Origin of the sequence: Acinetobacter sp. GFQ9D191M (assembly GCF_011174875.1) — a bacterium.
Taxonomy (GTDB): Bacteria; Pseudomonadota; Gammaproteobacteria; order Pseudomonadales; family Moraxellaceae; genus Acinetobacter.
The window spans coordinates 63,254-81,344 of the sequence record NZ_JAALGV010000101.1; the positions used below are offsets into that span (position 1 = coordinate 63,254).

Sequence of the window (18,091 nt, forward strand, 5' to 3'; positions counted from 1 at the left end):
GTGTCTCAATATACGGCTCAATCTCTTGAAGTTTTATCTGGTCTAGATCCGGTGCGTCGTCGTCCGGGCATGTATACCGATACCTCTCGTCCAAACCACTTGGCGCAGGAAGTGATTGATAACGCGGTCGATGAGGCACTGGCGGGACATGCCAATAAAGTCACGGTCACGGTGTATAAGGATGGTTCATTATCGGTCGAAGACAATGGCCGTGGTATGCCTGTCGATATTCACCCGGAATATGGTCAGAGCGGGATTGAAATTATCCTGACCAAACTGCATGCCGGTGGTAAGTTCAGTACTGATAATTATCAATTTTCTGGCGGTCTGCATGGCGTAGGGATCTCGGTCGTCAACGCGCTTTCTAGCCGCGTAGAAGTTGAAGTTCAGCGTCACGGTAACCTGTACAAAATGGCCTTTGAAAATGGTGAACCGACTGCACCGTTAGAAGTACTAGAAGGCAAGGCACCGAAACGTGCCACAGGGACAACTGTTCATTTCTGGCCGGAAACCAAATATTTTGATTCGCCTAAATTTGCCCTTAAAGCATTAAAACATAACTTAAAAGCCAAAGCGGTATTGGCTGCTGGTCTGCAAATTAACTATATCGACCAGATCAATGATGAAAAGATCACCTGGCAGTTTGAAAATGGTCTGGTCGACTATTTGATGGATGAGCTGGAAGACCGTGAAATCATTCCGGCCCCTGCGTTTGTGGCGACAGGTGATGCTGAGCGTGCCAGTGCAGAATTTGCCATCTGCTGGAATGTGGAAGGTGGAGAAAGTATTCAGGAATCATACGTCAACCTGATTCCAACCGCACAGGGTGGTACTCACGTGAATGGCTTACGTTCAGGCGTGACCGATGCCATGCGTGAGTTCTGTGAACTGCGTAACCTGTTGCCGCGGAATATGAAACTGTCTGCAGAAGATGTCTGGGATGGAGTGAACTATATCTTGTCACTGAAATTCCAGGAGCCACAATTCTCTGGTCAGACCAAGGAACGTTTATCTAGCCGTGAAGCCTCAGGTATCGTACAGAATATTGCCAAAGATGCGTTTGCGCTATGGTTAAACCAGAATTCAGACATTGCTATGCAACTGGCAGAAATGGCGATTTCCAAAGCAGGTCGCCGTCTAAAAGCAGCCAAGAAAGTTGAGCGTAAGAAAATTGTCGCTGGTCCGACTTTACCTGGGAAACTGTCAGATTGTGTGGGACATGATCTGGATCAGTCTGAACTGTTTATTGTGGAAGGGGACTCTGCGGGCGGCTCAGCCAAGCAGGCACGGGACAAGAATTTCCAAGCGATCATGCCGATTCGCGGGAAAATTTTAAATACTTGGGAAGTCTCTTCGGATGAAGTGCTGGCCTCTCAGGAAGTGCATAACATTGCAATCGCGATTGGCGTCGATCCAGGTTCAGATGACCTGTCTGAACTGCGTTATGGCAAGATCTGTATTCTTGCCGATGCCGATTCGGATGGTCTGCATATTGCGACTTTGTTATGTGCGCTGTTTGTAAAACACTTTCCGATTCTGGTCGAGGAAGGGCATCTGTTTGTAGCGATGCCACCACTATTCCGTATCGATGATGCTAAAGATGTGCACTATGCGCTGGATGAAGATGAACTGGAAGGCATCCTGAAAAAATGTAAAACCAAGAACCCGCAGATTACCCGATTCAAAGGTTTAGGTGAGATGAATGCCAGCCAGCTTCGCGAAACGACTTTGGATCCTAATACTCGCCGTCTGGTACAACTGGATCTGGATGATGTGCACCTGACTTCAGGCTTACTGGATAAACTTCTGGCCAAAAAACGCGCCAGTGACCGTAAAGACTGGCTGGAACAGAAAGGTAATCTGGCGGATATCGTTGTTTAAGTATATTTCTAATATGCATTTAAAAAGTCCGCAATCGCGGGCTTTTTTAACAACTCAATTTAGGACTCAACTTTTAAATAGTGTCCATCTGCATAGACATTATGTCCAAAGCCACAACCTGAACTGCCACTGTCCTGTTTTAAAATTACCTGCTGCCCCTGTTTAGGATCAAAAGCAAAATTGAGATTAATTTTGCAGTCATCTGATCGATAGGTCGTTTGGGTTTTATTAACAGGCATTGTGGTTTCAAATTCACCTATATTTGGACCATAAATCATGCTATTTAGTCCCATATAGAGGCCATTAAAATGAATCTGATAAGAATTTTTAATCCGTTTGACTTGAATGGTATTCCAGTGACCGAAGCCAGCATGCTGTATATAGATGCCAGCCAAGTTTTGAGTTTTTTGCGGGGAAGGAAGCTGTTTTAAATTAAATTGACTGCTTTTGGCTTGAGGAAAGACTGAGAACCAGGCCCGTGCCCATTGTGGCTTTCCTGATTTAAAATAGCTTAAGCCAACATTATTAAAAGCAGTGGCAATAGCATTTTCGGAAAAAGATACACCACTGTTTTCACTATGCATCTCACAAAAAGCAGACCAGGAAGCTTGCTGTTGAAATTGTCCTAGCGCATTTTGATACTGTTTCTGATCATAAAATTTTCTTCCCGAGTTGGCATAGCTTTTCACCTTGGCACATTCGGATCGGAGTTCAGTTTCAAAGTCTGAATTGGCGAAACTGAAACTACTCAGAGGGAGAATACTGATAAAGATAAGCCACTTATTCATAATTTTACTCAACTGACATTATTCTGGTTTTAATAGAAAATTTTATCTATCAGTAATTTTTCTAACAGATTATTGATCCAATTAGATTAAGTTTTACATAAAAAATAAAATATTTTGGTTTAATTCAGGTTGAGTTGCATCAATACCAGATCGCGCCATTGTCCAAATTTCTGTCCAACTTCCGGCATATAACCGGTTTGTTTAAAACCTAATTTCTCATGTAAGGCAATTGATGCATGATTTTCATGGTCAATGGCACCGACCATGACATGGATAGCATTTTGCCGCGCATGTTCAATCAGCTTGAGCATCAAAGCTTTACCCAGACCTTGCCCAATAAAGTCTGCATGAATAAAGACAGAATGTTCAACAGTGTGTTTAAAGCCCTGAATGGGTCGAAATGTAGAATAATCCGCATAACCTGCAATTTGCCTGGATGCTGAATGCTCAGCTACTAATAAAGGAAATTGCTGAGCATTTAATTCATTCAGCATGTTCTGAAAATCCTGGATCGTTTTTGGCGTGCTATTCCAGGTTGAGGTTCCGTATAAGATTTCAGCATTGTAGATCGGGAGTAGATGTTCCAGATCTTGAATTTGAGCAGGACGAATAACAAAGCTCATAAGCAGATGCCAAAAAAGAAAGAGAATATCTAACCATAACCTGAATTTAGGCAATAAAAAAGCAGAACCGAAGTCCTGCTTTATTCATTCTAAAAACTTAGAAGTGGTATTTCACCAATGCGCTGACATTATGTTCGTCTAAACCTTTGATTGCATATTTATTGTTCCAAACTGAATGCTCAACACCGAAGTATAATTTGGTTTCAGGTGAAATATGTTTGCCTGCATTCCATTTGTATTGAGACGTCCAGTTCAATTCACTTGCATGATCGTTTTTCTCAGCTGTTGACCAGTCTAGGAAAGCATCTGCTAGGAATTCTTCACTACCAATTTTAAATGGAACCGCATAAGTAATGGTCATCTGATAATCATCTTCAGAACCTTTTTCATTATCAACTTTATAGAAGTTGATGTTTGCATAACTGGTATAAGGAACATCTAGAGCAAATCCAATACCATATAGGTAATTATTAAAGCCTTCACCACCTTCCCAAGTAGTAGAAATAAGTACGTCTTTAATTGGACCAGCTTCAAGTTTTTGGCCAGTGACCGCACCTAAGCTTAAACGTGGTGAAACTTCAAAGTAAGTTTCATTACCACTGAGATCATTATTAGTACGGTCAGCAAAGGCGAAGATATCACCATATTTTAAACCAGCTGCATATTCAGCCGTAATGGTTGACTGTTCTAAATCATCAACCATACCTATATGATGTGCATAATTTTCGCCATATAGGCCTGTCAAACTAAAATCCTGCCAAACTGCTGCCTGAGTGAAAGCTGCTGTTGAAGCCAATGCACAAAGTGCCGCGATTTGTGTAAATTTCATTTAAATATCTCCCCCGAGAAAGCAGCTTAAGGATACAGATTAATAAGTAAAAATAAAGTCAAAATTGATCACTGACAGAAATATTTCATCGTCCTGAGCTGATGATAATTTGAGATATTGGGAGAAGAAGGTTTATAGGATATTTGAAGCGAGTTAAATTTTTATATTTAAATTAATTTTAAGAATTGAGACTCAATTTTGAAGCTGATTAAAGTAATTACATAGATCTTTTATGAACAGGGCAAAGACTGCTTTAATTTTGGGAAGGTCATGTGAATAGTATTTCGATTGTTCCAAATCTGGAAGGTCAATCACGATCCGGTAAGCAGTTGTCACGATCGGTTGTCCTTTTGCTAAAAAAATCAAAATATCACTTGCATATTTTCAAGAGAGGACCGATATTCGAAGTATAGGAACACGGTTCTGCAGACTCAAAAATGTGTTCATCATTCAATCTGGAGGGTTTTATCCAAAGCGATTTGAAGATTTGAAATGCAATATAAAACAGCAAGCTATACACGTGCCAAGATAAAAATTCTGCACTAAAAAGTTAAAATGATTTGAGGATGGTATTTTATGAACATTGAACTCCGTACCGATAAAAACATTCGCAATAGTGATCGTCTAATTACTTACGTTCGTACCGAATTAAATCAGGAATTTCAGCGCCACAGTGAGCGTATTACCCATTTCTCAGTGCATCTTAGCGATGAAAATGCCGCCAAAGGAGGCGATGATGATATTCGCTGCATGATCGAAGCACGTCCTGCCGGCTTGAAGCCAATTGTCGTGAACCATCATGGTCATAATGTTGATACTGCCATTCATGGTGCCATCGACCGTTTAAAACGCAGTCTGGAACATGTGATTGAGAAAAAAGATAACGTACGTAGCACTCCGCTAAAACTTGCGGAAGAAGATACGGGTACAGATCTAGAACAATAAATAATTCGCAGATGAAAAAGGCCCCTACGGGGCTTTTTTCAATTTTAGATAAAATAAACGAATGAGAACAAAACAAATCCCGCTTTATTCGGCATAATAGTGAAAAACGAATTTGAAGTGAGCTCCATCATGTTAACTGCGCAACAACAGCTTTTTGTGCAAGCACTCGAAGAACTCAATCTGGGTCAGGTCAAACAGCTTTTGGCAGATGGACTTAACCCGAATTTTATTGATCTGGAAAAAGGCCCAGTTATTTCCATCTGGTCAGATGGCCTGTTCAAATGGTGGGAAGAAGTCTGCGAAGCTTATGAAGCGGGCAGTCCCTTAACTGCTGAAGAAAAACAGCAACGTCTGGATGTACATTTACAGATTCTGGAAGCGCTGATCCAGGCCAAAGTCAATTTGCATCTCTGGGATGCTGAAGAAGTTTATGGCCCGCTTTGGGATGCGGCCAGTGCAGCCTGTGTACCTGCAGTGCAGCGCCTATTAGAAGAAAAAGTCAATCCGAACAGCAAGGATGAAGAAGGATTAACCATTCTGTCATCGATTAGTGATTTATTCTTTGATTGTGATTTTGATGAAATTAACTGGGCAGAAGCACTGGAAGAAGAAAAACAGACCCTAGAATTATTGCGTAGTCATGGCGCAAAAATGACCAAGGAATTACATTAAATTTTAAGAAAGAGCTCCAACAAGATGAAGACAACTTTAAGAATATTGGGTTTGATGGCACTGACGGGTGTCAGTGCACAGCTTTGTGCTGCAGTTGAATTTGACCGACCAGGTGAAGGTTTGGGTACCAGTACCGTACCAGTGGGTCAGTTAGCTTGGGAACAGGGTTTACCGAGTTTCTCTTATAGCGAAGCGACTGTGGATGGAAGCAAGCTGAAACAAACCACTTTAAATGCCGACGTCTTGTTGCGTACCGGTTTGACTGATGATCTGGAATTACGTTTAGGCTGGGCTGGTCCGGCCTGGTCACAAACCAAGTTCAATGGTCAGACTGAAGAGGATGATGGTTTAGGCGATGTCAGTATTGGCCTGAAAAAAGCCATTGATCTGGATGATGAAAAACTCAGTATGGCGCTGATGGCTGAAGCTATTATTGCCACAGGTAATGCTAATTTTAGTAATGAAGAAGATATTTATAGCCTGAGCTCAGCAGTTGCTTATCAATATAATGATTTGGTGAATACTGCACTGACCATGCGTTATGAATGGCAGGATAGCAACTGGGCAATTACTGCGATTCCAGCTTTAGGCTATCAGATTACTGAGCGCTGGTCAGGTTATTCGGAACTGATTTATCGTAAAGCCGAAAGTCAGAATAATGAATATGCACTAGGGACTGGCGTCATGTATGCATTGAATGATCAGGTACAACTTGATGCCAGTGTTGGGGTAGATCTGGAAGGTCAGAATAAAGGTTACTTCTCAGGCTTGGGCGTATCATTCCTATTCTAAGCTGCTCTTATTCCGATATGACCAAAGCACTACAGTTTAAGATCGGGAGAAAAGTTTTTTCTCCAGTCTTATTGGGCACAGTGTTGCTTAGTAATATTGCTCAGGCAGAAGCGCCTTTGCTTTCGCCTGAGCAGGCTTTTCCTCTGAGTATCAGTTCAGTCACTCAGCAACAGGCTGAACTTAGCTGGGAAATTCCGCAAAACTATTATCTTTATCAGCATAAGGTAGAGGTAAAGCAGGGAAGTCAGCCGATGACCTTGCAATTACCACCCGCTGAAGATCTACATGATGAAAACTATGGTCATACCCAGGTTTATTATCAGCAATTAAAAGTTCAGATTCCGACACAGGCGGGTCAAACGTATCAGGTCAGCTGGCAAGGTTGTGCCAAAGACCGGCTTTGTTACCCACCCCAAACCATTGAATTCAAGACTGACTTATCCGGTCTGGTGCAATATGAATCTACTGGCTCGGGTAATAAACGGTTACTGGATCTAAGTAGCTCTTCCTCACAGCACAATCGAATTCTGGAAAATTCTGCTGATGATCTAGAATCAGGAAATACAGACAGTAAAATCGTTGAAGTCATTTCTACACGATCCAACAGCGACTCGGCACAAGACCAGCAATGGTCTACACGTCTGGCTGAAAGTTCGCTGGCTTATGGATTGCTGTTATTTTTCGGCTTGGGCATTTTGCTGGCATTTACGCCATGCTCTTTGCCGATGCTGCCAATTCTGACTTCATTAATTGTTCGTGATAGCAAAGGCATCAAGGCCTGGATGATTGCCCTAAGCTTTGTAAGCAGTATGGCCGCAGTCTATGCGGTATTAGGCTTGATCGCGTCTTCAGCCGGACTCAACTTTCAGCGCTGGTTACAGCAACCTGCCACCCTGATGGCATTTAGTGCATTATTTGTGGTATTTGCCCTCAACCTGTTTGGCCTGTTTGAAATTAAAATGCCACAGCGTCTGACGCAACGTCTGGACCGGGTTCAGGCGATGCAGCAAGGGGGAACTCTGGTTAGCGCTGCGATCATGGGATCTGTTTCTGCCTTGCTGGTTGGGCCTTGTATGACGGCACCATTAGCCGGTGCTTTATTATTTATTTCCCAGACTCAGAACCAGTGGCAAGGCGCAGTGCTGTTGTTTACGTTGGGTTTCGGTATGGGCACCCCGTTGCTGCTGGCCAGTATTATGGGGGCACGTATTCTACCTCGAGCCGGGCACTGGATGAATCAGGTGAAAGTGCTCTTTGCTTTCATTATGCTAGCTTTGGCCTTGTATTTTATTCGTCCGCTGATTTCAGAAGCGGCATTGCAGTGGCTGTCGCTAGGGCTGGGCTTAAGCTTTGTTGTTTATGTTCTGGCACGATTATTCTGGAAAAATACCGGACTGCGCTGGCTCTATATCATCTGTTTGGCTATTGCAGTGCCTTATATTACATATAGTCAGTATCAGCATAGTCAGCGTTTTTTTGTTGAAACTGCCCAACAACAGGCGAGTTGGCATATAGCAAAAACGGCCACTGAATTTGAACAGTTATTGGCTACAGTACCGCAAGGGCAGAAGGTCATTATTGATGTCTATGCTGATTGGTGTGTGGCCTGTCAGCCGATTGAACATAAAGTATTAAAGGCAGTTGCTGTCCAGCAGGCCTTAGCCCCTTATTTTCTGATCAAGCTTGATCTTAGTCAGTATGATGCTACGCATCAGGCTTTACTTAACCGATGGGAAATTCTGGGACCACCGACCTATTTATTTCTTGATACTCAGCAGCAGGAGATTCGCAGCTTACGTTTGACTGGCGCATTTAGTAAAGCAGAATTATTGGCACAGCTACAGCTTTTAGAACAGCTCTAGCATTCACTTTAAAGCTTTTCGGGTACATGCTTTAAAGTGAATAAGGCCGATAAAAATATCAGGCTGGTTGAACTTTTAGAGGTTCCAGATAAGATTTCACTTGATTCCGTCCACTAGCTTTGGCCTGATAAAGGGCCTGATCGGCTTGGCTTAAAAGTTGCTGTGGGCGTAATTCTGGTTTTGAAATAGCAATGCCAAAGCTGGCCGTCACCGGGATCAATTGTCCTTCATCACTAAAAATCTGTAGTTGCTGGATCGCGCTTCGGCAACGCTCTGCTACCTGCTGAGCTTTCTCCAGGCTGGAATTATTCAGGACCAGAATAAATTCTTCACCACCGAACCGGCCAACGACATCGCTTTCACGCAATTGCTGGTTTAGTACCGCACTGACTTGTACCAATGTTTCATCGCCCTTGTGATGTCCATAGTAATCATTGATCTTTTTGAAATGATCCAGATCCAGCAGCACCAGGGCATAGTTAAAAGTCGCAGTACTATTTAACTGATCCAGACATTGATTAATGCTACGGCGATTAAACAGATTGGTCAGAGGATCAATCTGGCTGAGATGGTTAATTAGCTGTTCGCGATAGCGCCATTGACTGAGTAAAATCTCAAATAAAATCATGCAGACAGCAAGAATCGGCAGGATAAAATACAGCATTGATAACAGCCAGAAGCTATTATGGAAAAACTGGTCCTGAATATTAAAAAGTGGTGAATAAGGCAGTTGTTGGTTAAAGCTTAGATAGGCACAAGTTACCAGAAACAGTGAGGCCGGAATCAGCATGCTATAGACCAGTCTCCGGTGAAACAGGACTAGACCTACCGTCATCAGGCAAACATAGGCAATTGTGGCTACCGGGCTAATCACGCCTACGATATATGCATCCCGACACAGGGACACCACAAAGATGCCCACTGCCAGATAGGGAAAATATCGTTCTATCAGTGCATTGCCCTGAAATTTATAACAGGGATAAATCAGAAGAACCAGCGCCAGTAAAAATAGGCCATTCATGTGAATCTCTGAACGAACGACATCAATATGGACATGCTGCCAGTATTGCGGATGTGACAGGACAAAAAGGTCCCAACTTAGCCAGCTGATATGTATGCCACAGCCCAGTGCCAGCATCAGGATACACTTTTTCAAAATTCCCCAGTTCATCACCACTTCATCTTCGATCAGATATTTCTTGAGTCGATGATTCTGGAATTTTTGTAATACTGCTGACATTCGCTTCATACAACAGGTCTGACCTTTATTGTTATTGCTAAGTTTTTAAAAGATAGAAAAATATTGCTTTAATTATTTACAGAAATATAACATAAAATTAATTCATTGATAATCAGTAATATTTATCAAAAATTAAAAAAAAGGAGAAAAATTAAGCTAGAAATTTATTGTTCTAAATACGCAATGAAGTGTTTTATTTAAACCCATTATTTCATTATTTAAAGTTTATTAAGCTATGTCCATTCCCGAACAATGAACGGACCAGATTAAGCAATGAAAATTTTACAGATTGATGCCAGTATTTTAGGTGATGCCTCTATTTCCCGTCAGTTGACTCAAGCTATTGTGGGACAGCTTCAACAGAAACATGGTGAGGCAGTTGAGCTTGAATATCTGGACTTAGCTGCACAGCCGATTCCACATTTAACTGCCGAAATTTTGATGGGTCAGAATCTTGAGCAGGCGGCTTTAGGAGAACAGATTTTACAGCAGTACTTACAGGCGGATATCGTGGTGGTAGGGGCTGCTATGTATAACTTCGGCCTACCTTCTACTTTAAAAGCCTGGATTGACCGCATTAGTGTGGCGGGACGTACCTTTAAATATACAGAAAATGGCCCAGTGGGTCTGGCAGGTGAAAAGAAAGTCTATATTGCCAGTAGCCGTGGGGGTATTTATGGCGAACAAAGCCCAGTCGATTTCCAGGAAGCTTTCCTGAAAACTGTATTTAACTTTACTGGCGTAACTGATGTGCACGTGATTCGTGCTGAAGGCGTCAATATGGGTGATGTAGCGAAACAGCAGGCAATTGAAACTGCGATGGCGCAGGTAAGCCAGATCTAAAATTCGATAGAAAATGAATGAACAAAAAAAGGTCAGCAATCGCTGACCTTTTTTATGGCTTCTTTTAAATTTCTAGTCTTGATCCAGACGATGAGCAAATTCTGAAAGATCCGCCAGCGCTTGTCGGGCCTCTTCAAACCAGGCACTAAACATCTGAAAGTTATGCCACATCCCGGTATATATCTTGAATTCAACCTCGACACCAGCCTGTTCCGCTTTTTCCTTGAAGCGTGTGGCATCATCCAGCAGAATTTCTTTAGACCCCACCTGTATATGCATCGGTGGCAAACCACTGAGATCGGCAAAAAATGGGGAAATTTCCGGATCGCCACGATCCATTGCACTCGGTACATAATACTGAATCCCGGTTTTGAGGGTTTCAATCGACAGCAGGGCATCATGTTTCTGATTATAGCGTAGTGATTCACTAGTCAGGGTCAGATCAAGGAAAGGGGAAAGTAGAATCAGTCCACTCACCTGTGGTAGGTCTTCCTGCTGTAACTTGAGTGCCAATGCCAATGCCAGATTAGCACCACACGAATCTCCGGACAGAATAATATCCTTGGCCTGAATGCCCTGATCTAATAACAGATTATAGACATCAAATAGGGCCTCCAAAGGTTCAGGATAAGCAGATTCAGGTGCCAGAGGATAATCAATATGCAGTACTTGCATCTGGGTGCGAGCGGCAATCTGGGTCATAAAGGCACGATGGGTATTTAAGGAACCGAGATAAAAAGCACCGCCATGAATATGAAAAATCAGCTGGCTGGATTCCTGTTGCGGCTTGATTTCCTCGGCATGTATACCCGCCAGTCGGAGTGAACGGATTTGTACGGACTTATCTTGCGGAAAAATCTTGCACATCTGCTCCAGTGCGACCCGCAAGGAGCTTGGAGGAAGATTGAACCGACTAGGCGCACGGATGGTCGCTTTTAAAAGACTTTCTGTAATTAATTGTTTCGTCACGGGGCTCATCTTCATCTTCTTTCCATCTTTTTCTGCTTTTATTGATTATGTGGATTATTTACCAACAATGTTTACAAGGTTACACTAAATAGTCACAGGTAAAAATTGCAAAAATGTTGTGACTTTTTAATACTACATCGGTCTATCTCAGACTAGGGAAATGAAGAAAAATGAAAAAAATTACGCTAATGTTAGGACTACTCGGCTTATCTGCGCTGGCCAATGCTGCAGATCCTTTAAATGGTACCGTTTGGAAAACGATTGACGACGAAACCAAACAACCAAAGGCTATAGTAAAATTTACTGAGCAAAAAAATGGGACATTATCTGCAAGCATCCAATCGGTATTAACACCGGGTGAAGAAAATGCTTGTACAAAATGTGAAGGTCCGTATCACAATAAATCGCTGAAAGGTTTAACGATTGTGAAAGGCCTGAAAAATACAGGCGGAACCAGCTATGACAGTGGTTCGATCCTAGATCCAAAATCTGGTAAAACTTATAAGCTGAAAGGCAACCTGACAGATGGTGGCAAGAAGCTTGAGCTGCGCGGTTATATCGGCGTGTCTGCTTTAGGTCGTAACCAAACCTGGATTCGTGCCAAATAATAGATCATGACCGTTCTCTAAAAACTACCATAAAAAAGCCTGACAGAAGTCAGGCTTTTTTTATTCTTCCAGATCATCTGGGATGATTAGTCTTTTAGCTTTTGATAAGCGGCTTCGTCAAAACCAGCGATAAAACCAGTTGCAGTCTGTAATACCGGACGTTTGATCAGGCTGGTATGAGTAGTTAAGGCGGTAATCAGATTATCTTCACTGGCAAGGGCATTTTCCTGCTCTTCAATAGTAAGTTTACGCCAGGTGGTGCCTTTCTTATTCAGTACCACATCTTGACCTAAAGCATCTAGCCAGGTTTTAACAGTATCCGCGTCAATTCCCTGTTTTTTATAATCATGAAATTCGTAAGCCAATCCCAGTTCATCAAGTAAATCAAAAGCTTTTTTCATCGAATTGCAGTTTTTAATGCCATAAATCTTGAGCATGCTCGCTGTATCCCAAACAGTTTATTTATTGATGGCTTAGCTTAGCTGAATTTATGCCGATCGCCTATGTGTTTCCAAGAAGCTTGTTTTTAAGCAATATTTAAAAGACATGTCATTCGATTGACATCGTTTAAGAGCAGAATGGGTATTAAAAAGTAAATGGTAAAGTTTAAGAATAAGAAAAAAATGAAGGTACTGAAATGAGAAAACCCGCATCTAATCATCCTGATTATGCGGGTCTCAATACAACGTCCGTTGTCACATCCATGAAAAACAAGCTAAATCTGATAGTTTGTTTTATTTTCTTCCTACGGCGTCCTGTCCTTATAGTGTCATCCTGACATATCCCTGTGCCGTGTGAGTATCATGCGCTGTTAGGGTCTGAAGATAAACCTGAAAATACGTCATGTAGTGTAGGTAATAAACCTTAATTGAGTGAACGAATGTTCACTCAATCTTTCGGTCAGTTTTAGATTTTATAGTCAATAATCACGGGTGCATGGTCACTAAACCATTCATCTTTATAGACCCAGGCATTTACAGTACGGTCTTTCCAGTCCGGTGAGCAGGCCTGATAGTCAATCCGCCAGCCCACGTTCTTGGCGCGGGCTTGACCACGATTCGACCACCAGGAATATAGCTCGGCTTCTTTACGGACTTCGCGGAACGTATCGACATAACCCAGTTCATCATAGATATGATCCAACCATGCACGTTCATGCGGCAAGCAGCCCGATGCTTTCTGGTTACCAGACCAGTTTTTAATATCGATACGTTTATGCACGATATTGTAATCACCACAGACAATGATGGATTTGTCTTCATCGCGCCATTGTTTCAGGATCTTTTTATACTCTTCCAGAAAGTGATCTTTACGTGCCTGCGCTTCATCGCCCGAAGAACCTGAAGGTAAATACAGCGAACAGATATGTGCTGTTTTTTCTAGACCCAAGTCAAATTCTGCCGAGATAAAGCGACCTTGAGAATCGGCCAGTTCAAAACCCAAACCATCGGTAATGGAAACGAAAGGCAGACGGCTGTAAATCGCTGTACCCGCGTAACCTGGACGCTCGGCAGGGAACAGGTGGGTATACCAGCCTTCAGGCTTAAATTTATCAGTCCACTGCGCATGGGTAATCCGGCTTTCCTGCATGCAGATCACATCGGCATCAGACTGTTCGATCCACTCTAGCAAGCCCTTGCTGACAGAGGAACGTAAACCGTTGACATTAATTGAAACGACACGAAGAATTTTTTGATCACCTGGATAGCTACTCTTTGGTATCATGCGCAAGTCTTACCCTTAATTAATGGATTTAGGAGCACCTCATGTCAACGCCAGCTCAGTTTAACCCGCAAGCTTTTATCGAACTCGCATTATCACGTGGTGTGCTTAAATTTGGTGAGTTTACTTTAAAATCAGGACGTGTGAGTCCTTATTTTTTTAATGCTGGCTTGCTCAATGATGGTGAAGCCTTGTCACTACTGGCTTCTGGCTATGCTGCAAAATTAACTGAATGCGATAATGTTGAAGTGATTTTTGGACCAGCTTACAAAGGTATTCCTTTTGTGGCGGCTACAGCAGTGGCGCTGTCTCAAAATCATGGCGTAAGCGTGCCATGGGGTTTTAACCGTAAAGAAGCCAAAGATCACGGTGAAGGTGGTGTGCTGGTCGGTGCTTCAGTGGAAGGGAAAAAAGTCTGGATTATTGATGATGTGATTACAGCCGGTACTGCGATTCGTGAAGTAGTCACCATCCTGAAAAATGCTGGTGCGCAAATTGCAGGTGTACTGGTTGCTCTTGATCGTCAGGAAAAAGGCCAAGGTGAATTATCTGCTATTCAGGAAGTACAAAAAGAACTGGAAATTCCAGTACATGCACTAATTACCATGAAAGATTTAATGAATTACCTAGATGCAAAAGGCGATAGCGAAGCATTGGCGAAAATGGAAGCTTATCGTGTGAAATACGGAATCTAAAACCTGATTCACCAGATAAAAAGTAAAGCCTTAGTAATCTAAGGCTTTACTTTTTATGGGAAGAAAGATTCTGTTCAGGCGACTGTATTTAAAAGAAATATAAATAATAAGATAGAAATTCTGATCTAGATAAACTTTAAATTTGATAAGTTATATTATCTTCTTCAAAATTAAATTTTATATAAATATTCTTCTCAATATATAAATCTTGATCAAAATTATTTTATCTAAAAAGAAAAATATTTTTAAAAGAAACTCATTAAAGCATGAATTAAACCTCATAAAGTCTCTTTACAAATAAAATGAATAAGGTAGTTATGGTCATTGTTTACAAATTGTAATCCGCCTATATTGAAATAAACATTACGTAATTAATTATAAGAATTTCATAATTTTAATTGATTTAAAATAAGAGTACTAGGAATGGATTACTGGAACAGTGTTTTATTTATATCGATTATAACGGTGGTAGGTTTAGCCATTATTGTCATGCTGGTAGGCTACAAGATGTGGAAAAACTTGGTGGTGACTTTACTGATCTCTACAACGATTGGCTTTCTGATTATATGTACTATTAACTTTATCTTTGGGGAAAATCTGAATTTGCCCTGGATTCCTGATCAGAGCTGGCATCATAAGATCACTTTGGAAATTGCCCTGATGAGCTTACTGATTGGCGGGGTCAGTACCTTTATTATTATGCTGGGAACCATGATTTCGAAAAATAATCGTTAAATCATAAAATTAGATGTATTTAGTTGAAAGATAATGCATTTATAAGCAAGGTATTATTATTTTTATTCAGGTTTTAATCAATTTTCTAAACGAGATAAAATACTCAGGGTGAGTATATATACTGATTTGATTTAGAAGATATTAATACTCGTGTATTTCACATTTTTTGCAGTCCAATAAGACGCCCAGTTTTTCTTTACGGCCTTGTTCGGTCATGACCCAAGGACGGTTTTGCCAAGGTGGATCATGCCGCACATGCTGACCATGACCACAGGCCAGTTCAGCGACCCAATGATTTTCTTCATCCAGATGAAAGCCGACAATTGCCTGCTGCATGATAAATGCTCTTGTTGATTAAAGTATTTAAGCATTTATACAAAATTAGTCATGCAAAATCACCATAAACAAAAGAAACTGCACAGGCTATACTCCTTGCTAATGTATTTTTAAGAAAGAGCACAGAGACATGCGCGTACTTGTTGTGATGGATCCCATCGAAAATGTAAACCTGAAAAAAGATTCAACCATGGTCATGTTATGGGCAGCTGCACGCCGTGGACATGAACTGGGTTATGCATTACAGCAAGATTTATATATCGACCAAGGTAAGGCCTTTGGTCTGATCTCGCCTTTGCAGGTATTTGAAGACTATAACCATTACTACGAACTGGGTGAAAAGAAAAAAGAATCGATTGCGGCTTATGATGTGGTGCTGATGCGTAAAGATCCGCCATTCGACATGAACTTTGTCTATACCACTTATATTCTGGAACAGGCAGAACGTGAAGGAGCATGGATTATCAACAAACCGCAAAGCCTGCGTGACTGCAATGAAAAGCTGTTTGCTACTCAGTTCCCGCACCTGCAAGTTCCGACTTTGGTAACGTCGCAACAAAGCCTGCTCCGTGAATTTTTAAAAGAGCATGTTGATGTGATTGTAAAACCATTGGATGGTATGGGCGGCACCGGAATTTTCCGTCTCTATCAGGATGGTATCAATATTGGCTCAACCATTGAGATTCTGACCAACAATGGTAACCAGCCGATTATGGCACAGCGTTATATTCCTGAAATTGTAGAAGGGGATAAGCGTATCCTGATGATCAATGGCGAACCAGTACCGTATTGTCTGGCCCGTATTCCGCAAAATGGTGAAGTGCGTGGCAATCTGGCAGCAGGTGGTTTAGGTCAAGCACGTCCATTAACTGAGAATGATAGAGCCATTGCAGCGCAAGTGGGGCCTTATCTCAGAGAAAAAGGTTTGGTATTTGTCGGTCTGGATGTGATTGGCAATTATGTCACTGAAATTAACGTCACCAGTCCAACCTGTATCCGTGAAATTGATACTCAGTTTGGTACCTCCATTGCAGATGACCTGTTTGATGTACTGGAAGCCGGTCTGGGTCAAGCCTAAGCTTTCAATAATAAAAAAGAGCCTCGTCTGAGGCTCTTTTTATTGGCCATAATGCTTGAATAAAAGCAGGGTCATTAAGATTCCTAATATAGAGAGGCTGGCGGTAACTGCCGCGATATAAGCCCAATTCTGTGTAGTCGAAACCAGTGCTGCGCTCAAAGGCGGCACAAAAAATTGAGCACAGGCTGAAAGCTGTAAAACCAGACCCACACTGGCTGCTGCGGCATTGGCACGCGGGGCATGCTGCAAAGTAATGGCAAAAATAGTGGTCGGGATAATTCCACCAATCAGTGAAAACAGTACAGCACTTATAAACTGTAAGTCGAACATGAGCCATGAACTGGCTGCAAAAGCCAGAAAGCTGCTGCACAGCATGGCTGTAAATCCGGTACTGAATAGCGTCTTGGGTTTCCAGCCACGTTGTAACAACATACCTGCACCAAAAGTGCCGCCCAGATTGGCAAGTACCACGATTGAAACCAGAACGCCTGCAACTTTTAAATCAATACCATGTTCGACATACATGCTGGGCAGGAACCCGGTCACGGTAATCCACTGACTGGTATAACAGGCAAAAATAATAGCTAAACACAGAATGGGTGGATGGGTAAGGGTAACTTTGACAATCTGCCAGAATGAAGTATTTGACGGTACTGGTTGAGGAATTGTGTTAGATGCAAATGCCATTGAATCTATTCGCAGGTATCGTTTAATGATGCCTGCAATAATCAAGCATAGACTGCCGAGAATAGCCCAAATATTCTGCCAGTTCAGGTATTCGAGTAAAACAGGAATACTAAAAACAGCAAGACTGACACCGACACCCATATAGGAACTCCAGAGTCCCATTTTAAAATTCAGTGTTTCAGGCCGACTGATCCGTTTTAAAATTGCAGGCGCGCACAAGGAAATAGTTAAAAATCCAATCCCTTCGGTAAAGCGGAAGAAATATAAGGCTGTGGCATGCTGAATCCAAAGGCCAGCGATACTGCTCAGTCCTAAAATGATTAACGCCAAAATCATGCAGCGCTTTAAACCCACTTTTTCCGAAAAAGCACCAATACAAAGGGCGAATAGCATCCCGGCCCCTTGTACTAAAGATAGGGAAAACCCGGCTTGCGTAAAACTTAAGCCTAAATCCTGTTGCAGAATGGGAATAACAGCAGACAGTTTGCCGACATGCATGGCCGCCAGATAACCGGCTAAAATAATCCATAGATCACGAATTGATATTTTTGACATCTATAATGCTTGAATCCATTTAAGGAGTATGCAGATCAATTTGAAAAAAATTATATAGAGATAGGGATAACATAAAATTTTATTCAGATTTATATGATTTAGGCATAAGTTAATAGGATGAATTAAATGGAAAAATAGCAGTAATTAGTGAAAAATGTATAGATTTAGGAAATGACTATAAAAAGATTAAATGAAAAATATTTAAAAATTATGCTTATATTTCACTTAAGT

The 18,091-nt window shown here is 41.7% G+C and carries 20 protein-coding genes; 10 read left to right on the forward strand and 10 right to left on the reverse strand.

Going from position 1 to position 18,091, the window contains the following annotated elements:
* The gene (gene parE, locus G5T77_RS14200; RefSeq protein ID WP_166137506.1) at nucleotides 1-1,881 is read left to right on the forward strand and encodes a DNA topoisomerase IV subunit B; all 1,881 of its coding nucleotides are present in this window, start codon (nucleotides 1-3) and stop codon (nucleotides 1,879-1,881) included.
* A gap of 59 nt (nucleotides 1,882-1,940) precedes the next feature.
* On the opposite strand, the gene G5T77_RS14205 is transcribed toward parE, so the two are convergent.
* From G5T77_RS14205 to G5T77_RS14220, 4 genes are all read right to left on the reverse strand, one after another.
* Nucleotides 1,941-2,669, reverse strand: a complete 729-nt coding sequence (locus G5T77_RS14205) for a hypothetical protein (protein ID WP_166137503.1) — start codon at nucleotides 2,667-2,669, stop codon at nucleotides 1,941-1,943.
* 119 nt (nucleotides 2,670-2,788) lie between these two features.
* Nucleotides 2,789-3,292, reverse strand: coding sequence for a GNAT family N-acetyltransferase (locus G5T77_RS14210; protein ID WP_166137500.1), 504 nt, complete (start codon nucleotides 3,290-3,292; stop codon nucleotides 2,789-2,791).
* A 97-nt stretch (nucleotides 3,293-3,389) separates the two neighbouring features.
* Complete coding sequence (locus G5T77_RS14215; protein ID WP_166137497.1) at nucleotides 3,390-4,121, reverse strand: outer membrane protein OmpK; 732 nt, start codon at nucleotides 4,119-4,121, stop codon at nucleotides 3,390-3,392.
* Between the two features lie 192 nt (nucleotides 4,122-4,313).
* Nucleotides 4,314-4,457: a hypothetical protein gene (locus G5T77_RS14220; RefSeq protein WP_159124199.1), complete on the reverse strand. Its 144-nt coding sequence runs from the start codon at nucleotides 4,455-4,457 to the stop codon at nucleotides 4,314-4,316.
* A gap of 240 nt (nucleotides 4,458-4,697) precedes the next feature.
* Between G5T77_RS14220 and G5T77_RS14225 the strand changes: the two genes are divergently transcribed.
* From G5T77_RS14225 to dsbD, 4 genes are all read left to right on the forward strand, one after another.
* A complete protein-coding gene (locus G5T77_RS14225) occupies nucleotides 4,698-5,066 on the forward strand; it encodes an HPF/RaiA family ribosome-associated protein (protein ID WP_005232722.1) in 369 nt (122 codons plus the stop codon).
* A gap of 129 nt (nucleotides 5,067-5,195) precedes the next feature.
* Nucleotides 5,196-5,738, forward strand: a complete 543-nt coding sequence (locus G5T77_RS14230) for an ankyrin repeat domain-containing protein (RefSeq protein ID WP_004781453.1) — start codon at nucleotides 5,196-5,198, stop codon at nucleotides 5,736-5,738.
* Between the two features lie 24 nt (nucleotides 5,739-5,762).
* Entirely contained in the window at nucleotides 5,763-6,530 is a 768-nt protein-coding gene (locus tag G5T77_RS14235; protein ID WP_166137494.1) for a transporter, read from the forward strand.
* 17 nt (nucleotides 6,531-6,547) lie between these two features.
* The gene (gene dsbD, locus G5T77_RS14240; RefSeq protein ID WP_166137491.1) at nucleotides 6,548-8,392 is read left to right on the forward strand and encodes a protein-disulfide reductase DsbD; all 1,845 of its coding nucleotides are present in this window, start codon (nucleotides 6,548-6,550) and stop codon (nucleotides 8,390-8,392) included.
* A 58-nt stretch (nucleotides 8,393-8,450) separates the two neighbouring features.
* On the opposite strand, the gene G5T77_RS14245 is transcribed toward dsbD, so the two are convergent.
* Entirely contained in the window at nucleotides 8,451-9,641 is a 1,191-nt protein-coding gene (locus G5T77_RS14245) for a GGDEF domain-containing protein (RefSeq protein WP_166137488.1), read from the reverse strand.
* Nucleotides 9,642-9,905: 264 nt separating this feature from the next.
* Here G5T77_RS14245 and G5T77_RS14250 point away from each other — a divergent pair, with 264 nt between their 5' ends.
* A complete protein-coding gene (locus G5T77_RS14250; RefSeq protein ID WP_166137485.1) occupies nucleotides 9,906-10,475 on the forward strand; it encodes an FMN-dependent NADH-azoreductase in 570 nt (189 codons plus the stop codon).
* A gap of 72 nt (nucleotides 10,476-10,547) precedes the next feature.
* Here G5T77_RS14250 and G5T77_RS14255 read toward each other — a convergent pair whose 3' ends face one another.
* Nucleotides 10,548-11,459, reverse strand: a complete 912-nt coding sequence (locus G5T77_RS14255; RefSeq protein ID WP_166137482.1) for an alpha/beta hydrolase — start codon at nucleotides 11,457-11,459, stop codon at nucleotides 10,548-10,550.
* 155 nt (nucleotides 11,460-11,614) lie between these two features.
* Here G5T77_RS14255 and G5T77_RS14260 point away from each other — a divergent pair, with 155 nt between their 5' ends.
* Complete coding sequence (locus G5T77_RS14260) at nucleotides 11,615-12,052, forward strand: DUF2147 domain-containing protein (RefSeq protein ID WP_004781465.1); 438 nt, start codon at nucleotides 11,615-11,617, stop codon at nucleotides 12,050-12,052.
* A gap of 86 nt (nucleotides 12,053-12,138) precedes the next feature.
* Here G5T77_RS14260 and G5T77_RS14265 read toward each other — a convergent pair whose 3' ends face one another.
* Together G5T77_RS14265 and G5T77_RS14270 are read right to left on the reverse strand one after the other, a co-directional pair.
* A complete protein-coding gene (locus G5T77_RS14265) occupies nucleotides 12,139-12,489 on the reverse strand; it encodes a Spx/MgsR family RNA polymerase-binding regulatory protein (protein WP_166137479.1) in 351 nt (116 codons plus the stop codon).
* A gap of 469 nt (nucleotides 12,490-12,958) precedes the next feature.
* The gene (locus G5T77_RS14270; protein ID WP_159124217.1) at nucleotides 12,959-13,777 is read right to left on the reverse strand and encodes an exodeoxyribonuclease III; all 819 of its coding nucleotides are present in this window, start codon (nucleotides 13,775-13,777) and stop codon (nucleotides 12,959-12,961) included.
* 41 nt (nucleotides 13,778-13,818) lie between these two features.
* On the opposite strand from G5T77_RS14270, the gene pyrE reads away from it, so the two are divergent.
* Entirely contained in the window at nucleotides 13,819-14,469 is a 651-nt protein-coding gene (gene pyrE, locus G5T77_RS14275) for an orotate phosphoribosyltransferase (RefSeq protein WP_125279724.1), read from the forward strand.
* A gap of 423 nt (nucleotides 14,470-14,892) precedes the next feature.
* The gene (locus G5T77_RS14280) at nucleotides 14,893-15,204 is read left to right on the forward strand and encodes a hypothetical protein (protein ID WP_159124191.1); all 312 of its coding nucleotides are present in this window, start codon (nucleotides 14,893-14,895) and stop codon (nucleotides 15,202-15,204) included.
* Between the two features lie 141 nt (nucleotides 15,205-15,345).
* Here G5T77_RS14280 and G5T77_RS14285 read toward each other — a convergent pair whose 3' ends face one another.
* A complete protein-coding gene (locus tag G5T77_RS14285) occupies nucleotides 15,346-15,540 on the reverse strand; it encodes a DUF3565 domain-containing protein (protein WP_166137476.1) in 195 nt (64 codons plus the stop codon).
* 130 nt (nucleotides 15,541-15,670) lie between these two features.
* Between G5T77_RS14285 and gshB the strand changes: the two genes are divergently transcribed.
* Nucleotides 15,671-16,618, forward strand: a complete 948-nt coding sequence (gene gshB, locus G5T77_RS14290) for a glutathione synthase (protein ID WP_166137473.1) — start codon at nucleotides 15,671-15,673, stop codon at nucleotides 16,616-16,618.
* Nucleotides 16,619-16,657: 39 nt separating this feature from the next.
* On the opposite strand, the gene G5T77_RS14295 is transcribed toward gshB, so the two are convergent.
* Nucleotides 16,658-17,860, reverse strand: a complete 1,203-nt coding sequence (locus G5T77_RS14295; protein WP_166137470.1) for an MFS transporter — start codon at nucleotides 17,858-17,860, stop codon at nucleotides 16,658-16,660.
* Nucleotides 17,861-18,091: the final 231 nt, after the last annotated feature.